The 17,423-nt window shown below is 65.4% G+C and carries 9 protein-coding genes and 2 pseudogenes; 5 read left to right on the top strand and 6 right to left on the bottom strand.

Translation table 11 applies throughout. The features are described from left to right. Nucleotides 1-17: 17 nt before the first annotated feature. A pseudogene (locus tag J2X57_RS18940) lies at nt 18-1,193 on the bottom strand (2-isopropylmalate synthase); the annotation flags it as partial. A 523-nt stretch (nt 1,194-1,716) separates the two neighbouring features. Here J2X57_RS18940 and J2X57_RS18935 point away from each other — a divergent pair. Further along, complete coding sequence (locus J2X57_RS18935) at nt 1,717-2,601, top strand: hypothetical protein (RefSeq protein WP_309869389.1); 885 nt, start codon at nt 1,717-1,719, stop codon at nt 2,599-2,601. Nucleotides 2,602-2,908: 307 nt separating this feature from the next. Next, the gene (locus tag J2X57_RS18930) at nt 2,909-4,210 is read left to right on the top strand and encodes an OprD family outer membrane porin (RefSeq protein WP_309869387.1); all 1,302 of its coding nucleotides are present in this window, start codon (nt 2,909-2,911) and stop codon (nt 4,208-4,210) included. Between the two features lie 26 nt (nt 4,211-4,236). Here J2X57_RS18930 and thrC read toward each other — a convergent pair whose 3' ends face one another. The 5 genes and pseudogenes from thrC to J2X57_RS18905 form a co-directional block, all read right to left on the bottom strand. Continuing rightward, entirely contained in the window at nt 4,237-5,514 is a 1,278-nt protein-coding gene (gene thrC / locus J2X57_RS18925; protein WP_308847269.1) for a threonine synthase, read from the bottom strand. A 2-nt stretch (nt 5,515-5,516) separates the two neighbouring features. After that, nucleotides 5,517-6,467, bottom strand: a complete 951-nt coding sequence (locus J2X57_RS18920) for a homoserine kinase (protein ID WP_051944320.1) — start codon at nt 6,465-6,467, stop codon at nt 5,517-5,519. After that, nucleotides 6,461-7,528, bottom strand: a pseudogene (locus J2X57_RS18915) (homoserine dehydrogenase); the annotation flags it as partial. The gene J2X57_RS18920 and the pseudogene J2X57_RS18915, both read right to left, overlap by 7 nt. 552 nt (nt 7,529-8,080) lie before the next feature. After that, the gene (locus J2X57_RS18910; protein ID WP_043691735.1) at nt 8,081-10,075 is read right to left on the bottom strand and encodes a bifunctional 2',3'-cyclic-nucleotide 2'-phosphodiesterase/3'-nucleotidase; all 1,995 of its coding nucleotides are present in this window, start codon (nt 10,073-10,075) and stop codon (nt 8,081-8,083) included. A gap of 193 nt (nt 10,076-10,268) precedes the next feature. Further along, nucleotides 10,269-12,194, bottom strand: a complete 1,926-nt coding sequence (locus J2X57_RS18905; protein ID WP_043691737.1) for a nucleotide pyrophosphatase/phosphodiesterase family protein — start codon at nt 12,192-12,194, stop codon at nt 10,269-10,271. Nucleotides 12,195-12,372: 178 nt separating this feature from the next. Here J2X57_RS18905 and J2X57_RS18900 point away from each other — a divergent pair, with 178 nt between their 5' ends. The 3 genes from J2X57_RS18900 (at nt 12,373) to J2X57_RS18890 (ending at nt 17,366) form a co-directional block, all read left to right on the top strand. Then, nucleotides 12,373-14,664 (top strand): TonB-dependent receptor, encoded by a 2,292-nt coding sequence (locus J2X57_RS18900; protein WP_043691740.1) that lies wholly within the window; start codon nt 12,373-12,375, stop codon nt 14,662-14,664. Nucleotides 14,665-14,720: 56 nt separating this feature from the next. Beyond that, entirely contained in the window at nt 14,721-15,767 is a 1,047-nt protein-coding gene (locus tag J2X57_RS18895; RefSeq protein ID WP_043691743.1) for a glycerophosphodiester phosphodiesterase, read from the top strand. Nucleotides 15,768-15,854: 87 nt separating this feature from the next. Next, nucleotides 15,855-17,366, top strand: a complete 1,512-nt coding sequence (locus J2X57_RS18890; protein ID WP_043691744.1) for an amino acid permease — start codon at nt 15,855-15,857, stop codon at nt 17,364-17,366. Nucleotides 17,367-17,423 lie beyond the last annotated feature (57 nt).

Raw genomic sequence — 17,423 nt, 5'->3', positions numbered from 1 at the left:
AATTCGTAAGCGCTCATCAGAGCGGTGAGATCGTCGTTGGTTACCGAGCGCTGCCTGTCGGCCAGCACCTTGAAGCGATCGAAGACGGCGTCCAGCGTCGTTTCGTCGATGTCGTACTCCAGTTCTTCCAGGCGCTGCCGCAGCGCGTGGCGACCGGAGTGCTTGCCCAGGACCAGCGAGGTCTTCGCCCCGACGTCCTGTGGCCGCATGATTTCGTACGTGCCCCGATGCTTGATCATCCCGTGCTGATGAATGCCGGATTCGTGCGCGAAGGCGTTGTCGCCGACGATCGCCTTGTTGCGCGGCACGGCCTGCCCGGTCACTTCGGCCAGCAGGCGAGAGGTCGGATAGAAGTGCCGGGTGACGATGCCGGTATCGACCTTGAACAGCGGGCGGCGCGTGTGCAGCGCCATGACGATCTCCTCCATGGCGGCGTTGCCGGCGCGTTCGCCGATGCCGTTGATGGTGCATTCCACCTGGCGTGCACCGGCGGCGACGGCGGCCAGCGAGTTGGCGACGGCCAGGCCCAGATCGTCGTGACAGTGGGCCGAAAACACGACTTTGTCCGCGTTTCTCACGTGGGCGCGCAGGTAGGTGAACATCCGGGTGATTTCGTCGGGGGTGACGTAGCCGACGGTGTCGGGAGCGTTCAGGACGCTGGCGCCGGCTTCAACGGCGACCGAGAAGATCTCGGCGAGGTAGTCCGGCTCGGTGCGCAGGGCATCTTCGGCGGAGAATTCGACTTCGTGGGCCAGGGCCTTCGCCCGGTGGATGGATTCGGCGGCGATGTCGATGACTTGCTGCTTGCTCTTGCCCAGCTTGTGTTCGCGATGCAGCGGGCTGGTGGACAGGAACAGGTGGATCCGTGAGTGATGCGCGCCTTGCAATGCTCTGCCCGCGCTGTCGATATCGCCTGGCTGGCATCGGGCCAGCGCGGCGACCGTGGGCGTCTTCAGCGATCTTGCGATCTCGGCCACGGCGGCGAAATCGTCGGGTGAGGCCTGGGGGAACCCGGCCTCGATGATGTCGACACCCAGTTCTTCCAGGGCGTGCGCCATGCGCAGCTTGGCTCGTCGGTCCATGGAGAATCCAGGGGCCTGTTCGCCGTCGCGCAAGGTGGTGTCGAAGATACGCACGCGGCCGCCTACGTCGCTCTCGACGGATTCGGTGCTGCCCTGGTTTGCTGGATTCATGTCTGGCTCCGCTCGTGAATGAGGCGGGCCCGGGGCAATAAAAAACCCCGCATCCGTTGCCGGGTGCGGGGTTCTTCAGGAGTCTTCAGGTTTGTTGCTTATTCACCTGGACACTTGCCCTCAGCCCGCACCTCCGCAGGTAATAAGTACAAGGCTAAGAAGAAGGAGGCCGCCACCGAGACGCAGCTTGCCGACCGCCGGAAGGCGGTTCAGGTCAAAGCGGCCATGGGTGGTGCGCTGCGTCATGTCATCGAACGTATGTCACTTCGTCGGCGCGTGTCAACACTTTCGCGCGAAACTTTTTTCCTAGGACGTTTGGACGGCTAGACGCCCGATGTCGTGGTTCTCCTACGCAGGCCGCGCTGGAATGCGGCTTGCAGCCAAGTGGTATGGCCCTCATGGAATGAGAAAAATGGACAGTTAGTGGGAGTGTGACGGAGGTCGCACTTGGTCACGTTGACCGTGTTTTTTTGCGCCACCTAAACTGGTCACGTTCCAGTCGACGTATCCCAAAGGACGATTCATGGCCAAGCAACGGACGGCCGGAGCGCGCATGTTTGCGCGGCTCACGGCATGCACCTTCCTCGCGTTCACCCCTCTCGCCCATGCGGGTGACGCGCCCCCTCCCTTTATCGAGTACGAAGCCGCCGGTGAGTATTTCACCGACCTGATGCAGGTGAGCCTCCGGGCCATGCACGCGCGCTGCGAACACTTCAACGAACCCGACTGCCAGCTCATCTCGGCAAGAACCAGCGACATCGGCTACGCGTACACCTACCAGTTCCGCTATGACCGGCCGGGCGGCGACAGCGAATGGCGGAGCAGCGGCGATGGCGGCTACGGCTACATGTCCTGCGCGCCGGGCTTCTCGGTCTACATGATGGCCTTCGGCGTGCCGATGGGGCCCTTCGCGAACCGGGAACTCGATGTGGACAACATGTTCCCCGTGTTCTGTCAGGCGGCGGGGCGCGCGTCGGCGGTTGCCGGAAAGCGCGAAGTCGCGGATGCCTACCAGGACGGGAAGCTCGCCTTGCGCGAGGTGACCGAGGGCGGGGGGAGCGTGCGCTGGACCGTGAATGAGGAGGATGCCGGCATCCGGGTACGCGGCGTCTCCCGTGAGTCGGTGTCCGAATTTCTCATCAATGACGATCGCGTGGTCACCATCGGTGATCGGGTCACCCTGATCTACGCCGTCGACGGTTCGCTGCGACGGGTGCAGGGAAGCGACGGCACGTCGATCGATGCGCAAGGGAAATACGACCCCGAAGCAAGGCTTGGCCTACTGCTTGCGTCGATCACGGCCCAGTTGCCTGAGGTCGGTTCGCCCGGGCCGCTGGGGGTGGTGGCTAAGACGGGCGATGCGATCCGCGCACTGCTGGCCCGCTCCGAGAGCCGGGACGAGCCCTGACGTCGAGGCTGGAGCTCGTGGGAGCGGCATCCGCCGCTCCCACGAACCGGGTCCCGCCATGCATTTTCCTCAACTCGGAAATGTCATTTTTGTTTCAAGTTAGTTACAGGGTTGCCGATAATGGGCGGGCAACCCGTCGCGTCATCCGCGCTGTTGCAAGTCGAATCGCATGAAGTTGCGAAAAGCGTGGGTGACGAGCGAAGTACCTCTTCCGCGACGTCCCCGGTCTTGAATTGAAATTGCGCTTGAAACGCAAAGCAGGGGATACAACCGTGGTCAGCTCGTTTTACGCCGGTGCGGTGCACTGATGCGCGCCCGTTATCTGATCGCCGTCGCACTCGCATGCACGGCCGCCGGCGTCCAGGCCGATGATTTCTTCCGCGACGGCTCGTTCAACGGCGAACTGCGCCTGTACAGCTTTGCTCGTCATTACGATGCCGACACGCAGTACAACACGCGAGCCACGTCATTGGCGGGGCTGTTCACCGTGAAGAGCGGCAAGGTCGGTGGCTTCAGTCTCGCCGCCACCGCGTTCTCGGCGCAGTCGCTCGGCACGCGTGCCGAAAACCCGGGCCGGGTCGATACCTCGCTGATGGGACCGAACCACGCGGTCAGCGGGTTTACCCAGGCCTATGCCGAGTATGCGAACGACTGGCTCGTGGCACGGGCCGGTGACCAGTATCTCAACACGCCGTGGATGGGGCAGTTCGACTCGCGGGCGATCCCCGCTTCCTATCAGGCGGCCATGTTCGACTTCAAACCGGCCAGGGGCTTGGACATTTTCGCCATCCGCACGCTCCGCTGGAAAAGCCGAACCTCCAGCGGTTACAACGACGACAACCTGTATTACCCGTCGACGTACCATCACGACTCGATGTACGGCAACAACGGCGCATTGCCGCGCACCGCGCAGGAAATGGACGGCACCACGGCGATCGGTACGACTTACGCGACCGGCGGCCTGAAGGCGCAGGCGTGGTTCTACGACTTCGAGCACTTCGGCCGGATGGGCTACGTGGACGGCATGTACACGTTCAGGAACGACAGCGGTATCACGCCGTTCGTCGGCGCGCAGATCGTTCGCCAGACCAGTGGCTCGGATAACGTGCTCGTCGAGACGCACACCAGGCTCACCGGTGCCGCCGGCGACCGCGTCGATGCGCAGGCATGGGGCGTCGATGCGGGTGCGTCGGTCGGCAAGGCCAGGTTCGACGTGGCGTACAACAAGCTCGAGCGTCAGCACGACGCGGTGGGCGGTGGCGCGATCATCTCGCCGTACAGCAACAGCTATTCGGCCGATCCGCTGTACACCACGTCGATGCTGCGTGGCCTGGTCGAGCAGGGGCCGGGACATGCCTGGAAGGCGAAGGCGACCTACCTGATGCTGCACGATGCGCTGAGCCTCACGGCGGCCTATGCGCACTACGACACCAATCTGCGTGGTGCCAGCCACAATCTGTACGTCGACATCGTCTACAAGCTCGACGACGTGCTGAAGGGTCTGCAGATCCGTGATCGCTGGGAGCACCCGGTGGGCGGGACCAACAATCTCAATCCCGGCAACCTGCCGTGGACGAGCAACCGCCTGATGATCGCTTACCAGTTCTGATCGGACGCATCGCCGGCAGGGGCTGGTTACCAGCCCCGCAACCACTCCGCGAACATCCGTCCGTCCGCCGCCATCGGCTCCGCGGTCGCCCTGCGCGACAGCATGGCACCCAGCGCCTCGGGCACCGCGACCGTACGCCCGATCAACGGCTCCACCACCGTATCGAACTTCGCGGGATGTGCCGTCGCCGCGATCGTCCATGCGCGTCGATCGCCGGCGTGCCGATGCCGCTCGAACACGCGGACAGCCGTCGCGGTATGCGGACAGAAGACCTCGCCGTCGTTACTCGCATGTCGACGAATGACATCGCGGATCTCGGCGTCGTCGACACTTTCGGCGTGCCCGCCGCGTCGCGCCGCTTCCTCACCGCCGAACAAATGGCAGAGCCGCTCGAAGTTGCTTGGCGCGCCGACATCCATCGCGTTGGCGATCGTGGCCACCGCATCGCGCGCGCGATAAGGCTGTCCGCCGAAGAATTCCGGCAGCGTATCGTTGGCATTGCAGGCAAACATCACATCCCCGATCGGTAACCCGATCTCGCGCGCCCACAAGGCGGCTACCGCGTTACCGAGATTCCCCGTCGGCACGATCGTGTGCATCGCTTCGTCGGCCTCCAGCGAGGCATGGCCGAAGTAGGCCATCTGCGGCAGCAGGCGGCCAAGGCTGATGCTGTTCGCCGAGGACATCGGTACGTCGGATTGCAGGGCTGGGTCGCCGAGCGCCGCCTTCACGAGACGCTGGCAGTCGTCGAAGCTGCCCTCCACGCGCAGCGCACGCACATTGCCGCCGAAGCTGCCGAGCTGATGCGCCTGTCGCGGCGATACCCGGTTGTCCGGGTAGAGAATGGCGACGCGCACGCCCGGCAGATGGTGGAAAGCGGCTCCCACCGCCGCGCCGGTATCGCCGGAGGTCGCCACGAGAATGGTCAGCGGCCGGTCGTTGTCGCGACGCAGCCGGCTGAGGCACGCGGCGAGAAAGCGCGCCCCGAAATCCTTGAACGCCGCCGTGGGGCCATGGAACAGCTCGAGCACATGTGCGCCGTGGACGGGTAGCTGACGACGGGGCGTCGGATGGGCGAAGGCTTCCGCACAGATGGCAGGCAGTTCATCCTCGAGCGGATCGCCTGCGAAGAACGGTTCCAGCATCCGCAGCGCGGTGCCGGCGAGGTCACCCTGGCGAAAAGGCAGCGAGACCGTCGGCATCCGTTCGGGAACGTAGAGCCCGCCGTCCGGTGCGATGCCTGCGGCGATGGCGTCGGAAAGGCGCGTGGGCGCGGCACCGCCGCGCGTACTGACGTAGCGCATGCTCAGAGAATCCTGGCGGCAGGGCCGTCGATGGGAGCGACCAGTATGTCGCTGTCGTGGCCAGCCGCGGCGAACGCGGCGCGCATGTCGTGCGACGCGGCGTCAGCCGAGGCGCGGTCTTCGAACCAGCCGAACACACTGGGCCCCGCGCCGGAAATGCTGGCGCCGAAGGCACCGTGATCCAGCGCGGCCTGCTTGACGTCGGCAAAGCCTGGAATGAGCGGCGCACGTCGCGGTTCGACCAGTACGTCCGAAAGACCCTCGCGTACCAGCGCCGCTTCGCCGCGGTAGCAACCCGCGAGCACGAGGGCGAGGTTGGCGCTCTGCGCCACGAATTCACCCAGCGCGTAATGGCCCGCGAGTGCGGCGCGCGCCCGGCGGGTCTCCAGCACCACATGCGGATGGACCAGGGCGCAATGCCATGCCGCCGGTACCGGGATGCGCACGAGGCGCTTGTCGGTGGCCAGCACCAGTCCGCCGAGCAGCATGGGGCCGAGGTTGTCACCGTGACGGCTGCCGCTGGCGACGGCTTCGCCATCCAGCGCGAACGGATAGAGCGCCTCGCGCGGCAGCGGCTCGTCGAGCAACGCGTTGGCGGCGACGACGGCGGCCACGCAGGACGCGGCGGAGCCGCCCATCCCGGAGCCCAGCGCGATGCCCTTGTGCAGGGTGAGTTCGAAGCCGAAGGGCAGGTCGAGCGCACGCATCATCGACAGCAGTGCGGCGCCGGCGGTGTTGTCCACGGCGGCCAGCGGCAGGTCGGTGATCACGCCATGGATGGCGGCGATGCGCACCTCCCGTTCGGGGATGCGGCGCACTTCGGCGCGATCGCCCGCGCCGGCGACGCAGTGGCCCAGGATGTCGAAACCGACGCCGACGTTGCCGACACTCGCATACGCCTCGGCGACAGCGACATCCGCGCGGATCAGGGGTGAGGATTCTTCTTTCAGCATGCGCACCGTTTTACTCCCATGGCGCCGGCCACGCGCAGCAGATCCGTAAATACCGCCGCGGCCGTGACCTCGGGACCGGCACCCGGCCCCTGGACGACCAGGGCATTGTCGCAGTATCGGCGCGTGGCGAAACGCAGCACGTTGTCCGTGAGCTTCGAATGGGCGAAGGCATGGTCGGCGTCGACCACCTGCACGCCGACCGAGGCACGGTGGCCATCGAGCCGCGCGACGTGGCGCAGTGCACCTCCCGCGATACGGGCATCGGCGAGCAGGGCGGCCATGGGCGCATCCATCGCTTCGAGGTTGTCCATGAATTCGTCGCGCGAGGAGCCGGCGAGCTCGGCGGGGATCAGGCTGCGGACAGCCACATCGTCCAGAGACAGGGCAACGCCGGCCTCGCGGGCGAGGATCACCACCTTGCGGGCCACGTCCATGCCGGAGAGGTCGTCGCGCGGATCCGGCTCCGTGTAACCCATGGCATGGGCCTCGCGGACCAGCGCCGAGAACGGTACCGAGCCATCGAAGCGGTTGAACAGCCAGGCCAGCGTGCCGGAAAGCATGCCTTCCACGGCCGTCAGCTCATCGCCCGTGTCGATCATGTCGCGCAGGGTCTGCACGACGGGCAGGCCGGCACCGACCGTGCCTTCGTAGTACAGGTGCGCACCGCTCGCATCGGCCGCGGCGGCGATCTTGCGCCAGCGATCGAGCGGGCCGCTGGCCGCGCGTTTATTCGGGGTGACGACGTGGATACCGGCGCCGAGCCAGCCGGCATAGTGGTCGGCGACCAGGTCGCTGGCACTGCAGTCAGCGATGACGGCGACATGGTGGCCGTCCCCGGCGACATAGGCGGCAAACTCATCGAGTTCGGCCGGACGCCAGGTCTGCGCGCCGTGCTGGCGGCCGTTGAGGGCGTCGTCGTCGCAGTCGAGCCACATGTGCCGGCTGTCGCTTACGGCGCGCAGGCTGAGTTCGAGGTTGCAGTCACGCAGCAGACGCGGAGCCGCGAGGCGCAACTGGTTCAGCAGCGCGCTGCCGACCTTGCCGGGTCCGACGACACCGACTTGCACGACGAGCGGCTGGACGGCGGCGCGCACGGGCGCGGCACGTAAGGGTGAGCGGGGTAATGCGACAGCGATGGACACGATCAAAGCCTCCGGTGAGAGGCCCGTGGTCACGTCAGGTGGGGATCTTGGCTGGGAGTTCCGGCGCCGATCCCGTCCTGCGGGAGGTCGGGGCCGGCAGCGACAAGGAACTAGGCGCGCGCGAACTCCGATCCTCCGACCATGGTAATGGTCGTAGTGGATGTGGTCGCGGTGGTGGTCACGGACGCAAGCGTGCCGGTCGTGGAGACCGTGGTGAAACGCAGCGCTGGCGTGATGGGATACATGTGCCCGACGTTATGCCCGGGTGATGGGGGCTGTCAAGCGTGTCGGACGTGGCCGGATGGCCTATGGAGGATCTGGGTCTGCTGCCGGGGGGGGCAGGGGCAAGGTTGAATCGCCCGCAGGGCGGGCTCCTACAAGTCTGCGTAATTTTGTAGGAGCCCGCCCCGCGGGCGACCCCGTCCATCGCAGCCTCGGTAGGAGCCCGCCCCGCGGGCGACGCGAACTACCTCAACGCTTCGAAAGATCCAGCGCGTAAACCGCCGTACCGTCGCCGTTGTCGCGCAGCTGCCTGATCGCCAGTCCCTGCGCCTTGGCTACGCCTTCCTTCCCCGACGCCGCCGTAAACGTCACCGGCCCCCTGGTCTTCACCGGCACGAAGCTCCACGAACGCTTGTCCACGTCCTTCGCGGTCACGGTCTTCTTCGCCTCGACCCACTTGATCACGACTTCGCGATTGCCGTCCGGCGCGTTGAGCACGACGGACTCACCGTTCATGCCGGGGAACTCACCACCACCGTTCGCACGATAGCTGTTGGTCACGACGATGAAGGTCTGGCCATCCCTGATCGCCTTGCCCTTGTACCGAAGATTGCCGATACGCTGGCCTTCCGGCTTCGTGATATCGATGGTGTAGGTAATGCCGCCCTGCATCTGGTCGAAGTTATACGGCACCAGCTTGCCGGTGAGCGGCTGTTCGCCTTCCTTCGACGGATCGATCTGGTTGAAGCGCGTCGCCGACTTCTCGAGCCAGGCCTTCACCCCTGCCGTGTCGATCTTCACCGCCGCCAGCGTGTTCGGATAGAAGTACAGATCCGCCGCGTTACGGATCGTCATCGGTCCCCTGGCGACATCGGTGTAGTCGTCCGGACCGCCGAAGCCCGTACGAAAGGCGGAGGCCGCGGAAATCACCGGAATGTCCTTCCACTCCGGATGCTCACGTGCGATCTCGTCGCGTGCGTAGTCGGCCTGAGCCGCGTTGACCACCGCCAGCGCGCTCATGTTGCCTTCGTCGGCGAAGTAGCTGGTGAGGTCGTGATCGGTCGCGCCGATCGGCGTGTTGACGTACGCGACCGCGGCGTCGTGCGCTTCCTTCACGATCGGCGCGATGGCCGGATCCGCAGGCACGCACTCGTTCTTCTTCGGACAGATCGGACGGACCTGGCTGTGGCTCTTGTCCTTCTGCACCACCCAGCGACCGTTCTCGCGGGTCATGGTCATGTTGATGACACCGAGATCCTTGCCGAAGAAGCCGCCCATCACCGCAGGCACGCCGCGGACGATGCCGCGCTTCGCGTCGACGTCTTTCATGTCCATGTAGCGCGGCCCCGGAAACTCGGTATGCGAATGGCCGAGCAGCAGCGCATCGATGCCCGGCACACCGGCGAGGTACCACCCGCCGTTCTCCATCTGCGGCGTGTACGGCGCGGTGTTGAGGCCACCGTGCAGGATGGCGACCACGAGGTCCGGTTTCTGCGCGAGCACTTCCGGCATGTAACGGTTGGCCGCTTCGACGACGCCGTCGACAGTGACCTTGCCCTGCAGGTTGCGCTTGTCCCAGTCGAGGATCGGCGGCGGCGTGAAGCCGATGATGCCGATGCGGAGCGCGGTCGGCGTGGTGCTGCCGTCGGCGTTCTTCACCTCGACGGTTTTGGTCACGATCGTCCACGGCTTGAAGATCGGCTGCTTGTCACGAACGCTGTAGACGTTGGACAACACCAGCGGAAACTTCGGGCCGGCACACTGCCGCGGCTTCACGCCGTCGACGTTCATCGCGGTGTTGGTGACCTGAGCAAGGAACGGCAGGCCGTAGTTGAACTCGTGGTTGCCGGCGGTGCCGCCGTCGTAACCGATCGCGTCCATCGCGGCGTAGATGCCGAGCTCGGTATCGCAACCGACCGGCTTGACCAGTGCCTGATAATCGGCGAGTACCGAGCCCTGGATGGTGTCGCCGCTATCAAACAGCACGGTGTTCGGGAACTCCTTGCGCGCCTGACGGATCAGCGTGGCGAGACGCTCGTACCCGAAGCTCGGGTCGTCCTTCTGCTTGTAGTAGTCGTACGACAGGATGTTCGAATGGACGTCGGTGGTCTCGAGGATGGCGAGGTCGAGCGTGGCGCCATCTTTCACGCTGCCGGTTTTGCCGGACTTGTCCGCGGTCGGCGCGCTGGCGCACGCAGCGAGAAGGGCGGCCGAAAGCGTGGCCATCGCGAGAGATCTGAACATCGAAGGGTATCCGGGTGGGAACAAGGAGATTCGGGGCGGAAAACTAGCAGAAAAAGGTCATGTAGGAGCGCGCCTTGCGCGCGATGGGTGTGTTGCGGGTGTGCCTCTGGGGTGCCGCTGGTGTGCCGCGTCGCCGCTTCGTTGGCTTTTCGCGCGCGGGGCGCGCTCCTACACGCGGGGGTGGGGCGCGCTTTTACGGGAGGCGTTCCGCCTTGGCCTGGTCGAAGTAGGTGTAGGTCTTGCCGTTATCGCTCAGTTGTCTGGTCTTGAGGACGAAGCGGTACGTCGAACGATTCATCGGCGTACCGTCCACGCGGCGCACATCCAGGCCCGTCGCGGTGTCGGTCGCGATATCGGCGGGCTTCACGCTCAGACCTTCGGGCGAGTGCCCTTCGAGCGCCTCGCGCAGCACGCGCCCGTCCGGCTTGCCGAGGTCGATTTTCAGCACGGCCGCGATGGTCGGCGCGACGTCCACGTTGCCGCTGGGCAGCTCGCTGCGCAGGTTCCTGCGGAAATCCGGGCCGCTGGCCAGCAGCATGTTGTGCACGTCGATCGGGCTGAAGCTGCCGTGCATGCCGCGCTCGTTGGACATGCTGGTATAGACCGTGCCCTTGAAACCCTGCACGGTCGCGTCGGCGTTGAAGTCGTAGCTGACGATGATGTCGGGTGAACGCGTGTTCTCAAGGTGCACGGACGCCAGCGGCAGTGTGCCGGGGATCTTGCCGTAGCGGGCGTCGACGAAAATCGCGCCGAACATCTCGCGGCTCTGCAGGAAACGTACGGCTTCCACGATGCGTGCGCGATCGTGCGAGGGAAGGTAGAGGTATTCGCCGCCGCCATTCGGGGCAATGACGAAGGCGTCCTTAGGCAAGTCGGCCGGTACCTTGTACGACGGCGTCGTATACGGGCCGGGCTTGCCGCAAGCGCGGCCGTCATCGTCGAAGCGGGTCGGATGCAGCTGCGCGCCATCCGCTTCGACGCCGGACATCACCGGCGCGTAGATGCAGCCGAAACCGTCGAACGCCTTGAAGCCGGCGTGGGTCATCTCATCGGCGAGACGAATCGCGCCCGACGTGGAGAAGCCCCATTCCGCATCGACGCGACCGACACGGCCATCGGCGATCTGACGCAATGGGAACAGGTCGGCAGGACCGGCGACGTTGCTGTGCGCGTGGTCGGAGACGATCACCAGATCGGTATCCGCGTCCATGCCCAACGACTTCAGCTTCGCCTGGAGCTGGCCCAGGAGTTCGTCCTGTGCGCGCAGGGCGAGATGGAAGTTCGGTGAACCCACACCATAACTGTGCTCGGTGCCGTCGGGATTGCGCAGCCAGACGAAGCTGATATCGGGCTTCTCGACCGGCAGAACGTAGTCGAGGAAGGCCTTCATCAGGAACGCATTGGACGGTGTGGCCGGCGCGCCGGCGCCATCGGAGGCGTCCGTGGTCGAGCCGTCCTTCATCGTCACCAGCGGCAACGGTGCCGTGGGCGTGCCGTTGTCCGGTTCCAGGTGGAAACGGTCCGGATCGTAGGCGTGTACGGTATTGGCCGGCAGCGGATAGCCGGCCTTCGTCAGTCGCTGCGCGAAGGCCAGCGGCAGCGCCACGTTCTCATCGAGGATCACGCCGCCTTCGTGGATGTCCTGGAGGAAGGCCGGGCCCGATTTGCCCACCACAGCGGTCTTCAGCCCCGCTTTGCGTGCGCGCTCCAGCAACGTGGGCGCTTCCAGCAGATCGTGGTGCCAGTGATCGTCCAGCGCGCGCAGTACCGCATAGTCCTCGGTGTAGACCGGCGAGGCGAAGTCGCTGGGTGCGCCCTTCGCATCGAAACCGCTGGCGCCCGGAGCCCAGAAGCGGTTGCCGTAAAAACCGATCGTCCCCGGGAACGAGCCCGTGGCGAAACTCGACGCATTGACCATGGTGAAGGTCGGGTAGGTCGAGTGGTTGTCCGCGAAATACGTGCCCTGCCTGGCCAGCGCCGCCAGATTCGGCGTGTCGTCTTCGCTGATGGCATCCGGCCGCATGCCGTCCCAGACGAAGACGATGACGCGGCGGGAGGCGTGCGCGTCCACGGCCAGGATCACCAGGAGCAGGGCGGCAAGGCGGGCGAGTCGGCGCATGGATCGGTTCCGCGTGAGGTTAAAGGGCGCCATGGTGAGGCGTGCGTGTTGCAGTACGGGGACGCGGCCGAAATGCGACCTGCGTCACTCCGCGTCACATGTTCTTCTCTTCGTAAGAAAACCTAAACACTGGGCGGCCACGCTCGAAGGCTTCTTACGTTTTACGAGTTTCCTGTCGATGAAGCACAACCGCAGCGCCCTGTTCCTCGCCCTCGCCGCCGCCATCGCCCTGCAGGCTCACGCCGAAGACGCGCCGCCCCCGAAGACGCAGGATCTGGACGCGGTCTCGGTGATCGGCCAGGGCGAGACCCGCCAGGTGCAGCGCATCGTGCCCCAGGACCAGAAGGTGCTCCCGCCGGGTACCAGCCCTCAGAAGATCCTGAATCGCCTGCCGGGCGTCTCGGTGCAGTCCAATGACGCCTTCGGCGCCAACGAGGAGTCCCAGTCGATCACGTTGCGCGGTTTCAATACCACGCGCCTCGGCTACACCCTCGACGGTCTGCCGCTGGGCGACAACGCCTACGGCAACTACAACGGCCTCAATATCTCGCGCGCCCTGATCGCCGAGAACATGGCGACGGTGGAGTTGTCCGAGGGCATCGGCGCGCTCGGGACGGCGTCAACCAGCAACCTCGGAGGCGCCATTCAGTATTTCTCGTCCGATCCGGCGAAGACCTTCGGTGGCAAGGCGGCGCAGACCTTCGGCAGCGACCACAACCGTCGCACCTATGCGCGCATCGACACGGGTGACTACAAGGGTTTTTCGATGTACCTGTCCGGCATCAAGGCCGACGCGGACATGTGGGCCCAGCCGGGCTCGAAGACCACGACCAGGCAGTTCAACGGCAAGGCCGTCTATGAGTTCGGTGACGGCAACCGGATCACCGGCTTCGCGGACACTTCGCGGACCGCGCAGGCCGACTACGCCTATCTGTCCAGGAGCGGCATGAGGCGCGGCCTCGGCTGGGACTGGAATCTCTACGCACCGGACTGGAACCGCGCCCTGGCCGCGGCCTATTGCACGCCGGCTTACACGGTCGGTGGGGTGCGCGACTCGCGGTGCGGCTACTCCGGCGGCGTCGACAACACTGACGATGCCTACTACCTGAGCCGCGCGCTGCGACGCGACGATCTGTACTACGTGGCGGGCGACTTCGCCGTGGCCGATGGCGCGACGCTGCATACCCAGGTTTATCACCATGAGAACGCGGGCCAGGGCCACTGGTGGGCGCCGGGTCAGAAGTCCAACCCCGGCACCGCCGGGGAGCTGCCGATCTCCCTGCGCAGCACCAATTACACGATCAACCGCAATGGCGCGATCGCGTCGCTGTCGTGGGACCTCGGCAATCATCATGTCGAGGGCGGCGTGTGGTACGAGAAGAACAACCATCACGTGGAGCGTAACTTCTACTACGTGGACGGTCCGTTCAACGACGATTTCTATCTGTCCGGCCCGGATCGTCGTCTGTTCTCGCAGGACTATACGATCACCACCAAACAGGCGTACCTGCAGGACAGCTTCAAGGCGATGGACGATCGTCTGACCATCGACGTCGGTGTGAAGAGCCCGCACACGACCATGAAGGCGGTCGAAGCGCCGGGCGTGGAAAGCCCTTATGCCAACGGCACGCTCAAGGCGGGCAAGTCGCTGTTGCCGCAGGCCGGTCTTGCCTTCCAGCTGGCGCCCGGTCAGGAGGTGTTCCTGTCGTATGCAAAGAACATCGCGGCGTTCCAGGGCGGCGGTGCCGGTGGCCCGCTCTCCGTGTCGCAGAGCGCGTTCGACGGTACCAGGGCCAACCTCAAGCCCGAACAGTCGCGCTCCATCGATGGTGGCTTCCGCAGCGTCGGTCAGTCGTACGAAGCGTCGGTGGCGTTGTATGACGTGAAGTTCGACAATCGACTGCTCTCCCTCAACCCCTGCCCGAGCATCGAGCAGGGCACGCGTCCGGAGTGCAACACCGCCTTCGTCAACGTCGGCTCGGTGTCCAGTCGCGGCGCGGAATTCACCTTCATCTGGAAGCCGGTCCGTGGCTTCGAGTGGTACAACTCCGCCTCGTTCAACCGCTCGCGCTACGACGACAACTACGTCGCCAGCGGTGTGGTCGTCCCGGTGAAGGGCAAGACCACGGTGGATACGCCCAAGCGCATGTACTCGAGCGAGATCAGCTACACCTACGGCCCCTGGTCGGCCAGCCTGCGTGGCAAGTACACCGGCAAGCGCTACTACACCTATACCAACGATCAGAGTGTGGCCGGCGCCACCTCGTTCGACTTCGGCGCGGGCTACGATTTCGGTACGATCGGCTACCTCAAGTCGCTGACGCTGGCGCTGAACGTCACCAACCTCACCGACCATCGTTACGCGACCAACCTGACCGCGTTCGGCGCGACCGATCCGAACGGCCGCGCACTGGCGTTCCATGCCAGCGCGCCGCGCCAGAGCTTCGTTACCCTGTCGGCGGATTTCTGATGAAGGCGATTGCTCTATCCTCATGCGCTCTGGCCCTGGCCCTTGGAGTGCTCTCGATGCCCACGTCCGCCGCCCCGGCTCCCGGTAAGCCGATTGCCGCGAAGATCCTCGTCATCGGTCACCGCGGTGCCAGTGCGCTGCGTCCCGAGCACACGCTGGCCTCGTACGCCGTGGCCATCGAGGACGGTGCCGACTTCGTCGAGCCGGACCTGGTCTCCACCAGGGACGGTGTGCTGGTCGTGCGTCACGAAAACGAGATCGGGGGGACGACCGATGTGGCCTCGCATCCGGAGTTCGCCAGCCGCCGGGTGACCAAGACCGTCGATGGCGAGTCGATCACGGGGTGGTTTACCGAAGACTTCACCCTCGCCGAGCTGAAGACGCTGCGCGCCCGAGAGCGCCTTGCGGATATCCGCAAAGCCAACACGGCCTACGACGGCCAGTTCACCGTGCCGACCTTCGACGAGATGATCGAGTTTGTCGCCGCGGAAGCGTCGGCCAGGCATCGGGTCATCGGCATCATTCCGGAGATCAAGCACTCGACGTATTTCCATGACGTCGGCCTGCCGATGGAAGACAAGGTGCTGGCTACGCTGGCGGCGCACGCCTATACGCGCACCGCACCCGTGGAGATCCAGTCGTTCGAGATCGGCAATCTGAAGTACCTGCGCGGCAAGCTGGGCAAGGATCACCCGAACATCCGTCTGCTCCAGCTGATGGATCTGGCCGACCAGCACCCGGCCGACCAGCCGTCGACCACCTACGGCGCGATGATGACCCCGAAAGGTCTCAAGGCCATTGCCACCTACGCCGACGCCATCGGGCCGTCCACGCGCAGCATCATTCCGCTGACCGGGGACGGAAAGCTGGCGCCGGTCGCGCCGCTGGTGCACGACGCGCACGCCGCCGGGCTGGAGGTGCATCCGTATACGTTCCGGCCGGAGAATCACTTCCTGGCGGCGGATTTCCGCGACGACGCGGGGGATGCGGCGCGGAACGACGCCGGTTCGGTGGCTGAGATCCGGGCGTATGTGGCGACCGGGATCGATGCGTTCTTTACCGACGACCCGGCGCTGGGGCGCAAGGCGCTGGATCGCCCCTGATCCTGCGGGGTGTCGGGCTTTTCTGACGACACCCTGGCCCTTGCCCCGCTATGATCCCGGGCTCTGCCAGCTCCAGGGGTCGCCCCGATGTCGTTAGCCAAGTTTCTCCGCCACAAGTCCGTCGAGCAGTTGCAGGCGGAAGTCGGCCTGCGTACGGACTTCCGCCGGGTCCTCGGCCTCTGGCAGCTCACGGCCATCGGTATCGGCGGGATCATCGGCGTGGGCATTTTCGTGCTCGCCGGCCAGCAGGCCGCCCTCAACGCCGGCCCCGCCGTGGCGCTCAGCTTCATCATCGCCGGCTTCGGCAGCGCCTGCGCGGCGCTCTGCTACGCGGAGTTCGCGGGGCTGATCCCTGTGACCGGCAGCGCCTATACCTACGGCTACGCCGTGCTCGGCGAGGGCGCGGCCTGGATCATCGGCTGGGATCTGCTGCTGGAATACGCCCTGGTGGTGGCGGTGGTCGCCATCGGCTGGTCCGGCTACGTGCAGGTGTTGCTGGCCACGGCAGGCGTGCATCTGCCGGAGTGGGCGCAGAAGAGCATGAGCGCCGACACCATGAACTATTACTGGCAGCAGGCGAAGCTGGGCGTCGGCTTCAGCGTCGCGAATCCGCTGCCGGGCCCGACCGACGCTCACCGCTTCAACATCATCGCCGCCGGTATCTCGCTGTTCGTCGCCATCCTTTTGTCGATCAAGACGGAGTGGGGTGCGCGCCTCAACACCGTGATCGTCGGTATCAAGGTGATCGGCGTAGCGCTGGTGATCGGCGTTGGCGCGTTTTTCATCAACACCGCCAACTGGCACCCGTTCATCCCGGCGCGCGTATTCGACGCCAAGGGCATGGGCCACTTCGGCTGGCAGGGCGTGCTGACGGGCGCAAGCGTCGTCTTCTTCGCGGTGTTCGGCTACGACACGCTGACCACGGCGGCCGAGGAAGCGAAGAACCCGCAGCGCGACCTGCCGCGCGCGGTGCTGCTCTCGCTCGCGGTCGCGATGGTGCTGTATATCGCCGTGTCGCTGGTGCTCACCGGCATCGTTCCTTACGGGACGCTAAGCGGCGAAGCCTCGGTATCCGACGCCTTCAACGCCATCGGCCTGCCGTGGCTCAGCAACGTGATCGCCGTCGCGGCGGTCATCGGTGTGATCAGCGTGCTGTTCGCGTTCATGCTCGGCGCGGCGCGCATCTGGTTCGCGCTGTCGCGTGATGGGCTGTTGCCGGCATGGTTCGCGCAGGTGCATCCGCGCTTCGGCACGCCTGCACGTCCGACGATGATCCTTGGCATCTTTACCGCCGTGGTGGCCGGCCTGCTGCCGATCGGTGAAGTGGCGGAGCTGGTCAACATCGGCACGCTGAGCGCGTTCATCCTGATCTGCGCCTCGGTGCTGGTGCTTCGTGTGCGCAAGCCGCATCTCGAACGGAAGTTCAAGACGCCGGCCGTGTGGTTCGTGGCGCCGCTGGGTATTTTGTTCTCGCTGGCGCTGATCTGGGGGCTGCCGGCGATCACCTTCGAGCGGTTTGCGATCTGGATGGTGTTGGGCCTGATCGTGTATTTCACGTATGGCGTGCGGAACAGCAAGCTCAATCGTGGGTATCGCTGAAGCGCTGCCGCGACCGCATGGGTGAACGCCTTACGCGTCTTGTAGGAGTTCCCCTAC

The sequence above is a fragment of the Luteibacter sp. 1214 genome, from assembly GCF_031455395.1.
GTDB lineage: Bacteria > Pseudomonadota > Gammaproteobacteria > Xanthomonadales > Rhodanobacteraceae > Luteibacter > Luteibacter mycovicinus.
Note: the sequence above shows the minus strand (reverse complement) of the source record. Positions and strands in the feature narration are given on the sequence as shown.

Coding starts and splice junctions, on each gene's coding strand:
- J2X57_RS18935 (WP_309869389.1), top strand. CDS start 1,717: ATGGCCAAGCAACGGACGGCCGGAGCGCGCATGTTTGCGCGGCTCACG.
- J2X57_RS18930 (WP_309869387.1), top strand. CDS start 2,909: ATGCGCGCCCGTTATCTGATCGCCGTCGCACTCGCATGCACGGCCGCC.
- thrC (WP_308847269.1), bottom strand. CDS start 5,514: ATGCGCTACGTCAGTACGCGCGGCGGTGCCGCGCCCACGCGCCTTTCC.
- J2X57_RS18920 (WP_051944320.1), bottom strand. CDS start 6,467: ATGCTGAAAGAAGAATCCTCACCCCTGATCCGCGCGGATGTCGCTGTC.
- J2X57_RS18910 (WP_043691735.1), bottom strand. CDS start 10,075: ATGTTCAGATCTCTCGCGATGGCCACGCTTTCGGCCGCCCTTCTCGCT.
- J2X57_RS18905 (WP_043691737.1), bottom strand. CDS start 12,194: ATGCGCCGACTCGCCCGCCTTGCCGCCCTGCTCCTGGTGATCCTGGCC.
- J2X57_RS18900 (WP_043691740.1), top strand. CDS start 12,373: ATGAAGCACAACCGCAGCGCCCTGTTCCTCGCCCTCGCCGCCGCCATC.
- J2X57_RS18895 (WP_043691743.1), top strand. CDS start 14,721: ATGCCCACGTCCGCCGCCCCGGCTCCCGGTAAGCCGATTGCCGCGAAG.
- J2X57_RS18890 (WP_043691744.1), top strand. CDS start 15,855: ATGTCGTTAGCCAAGTTTCTCCGCCACAAGTCCGTCGAGCAGTTGCAG.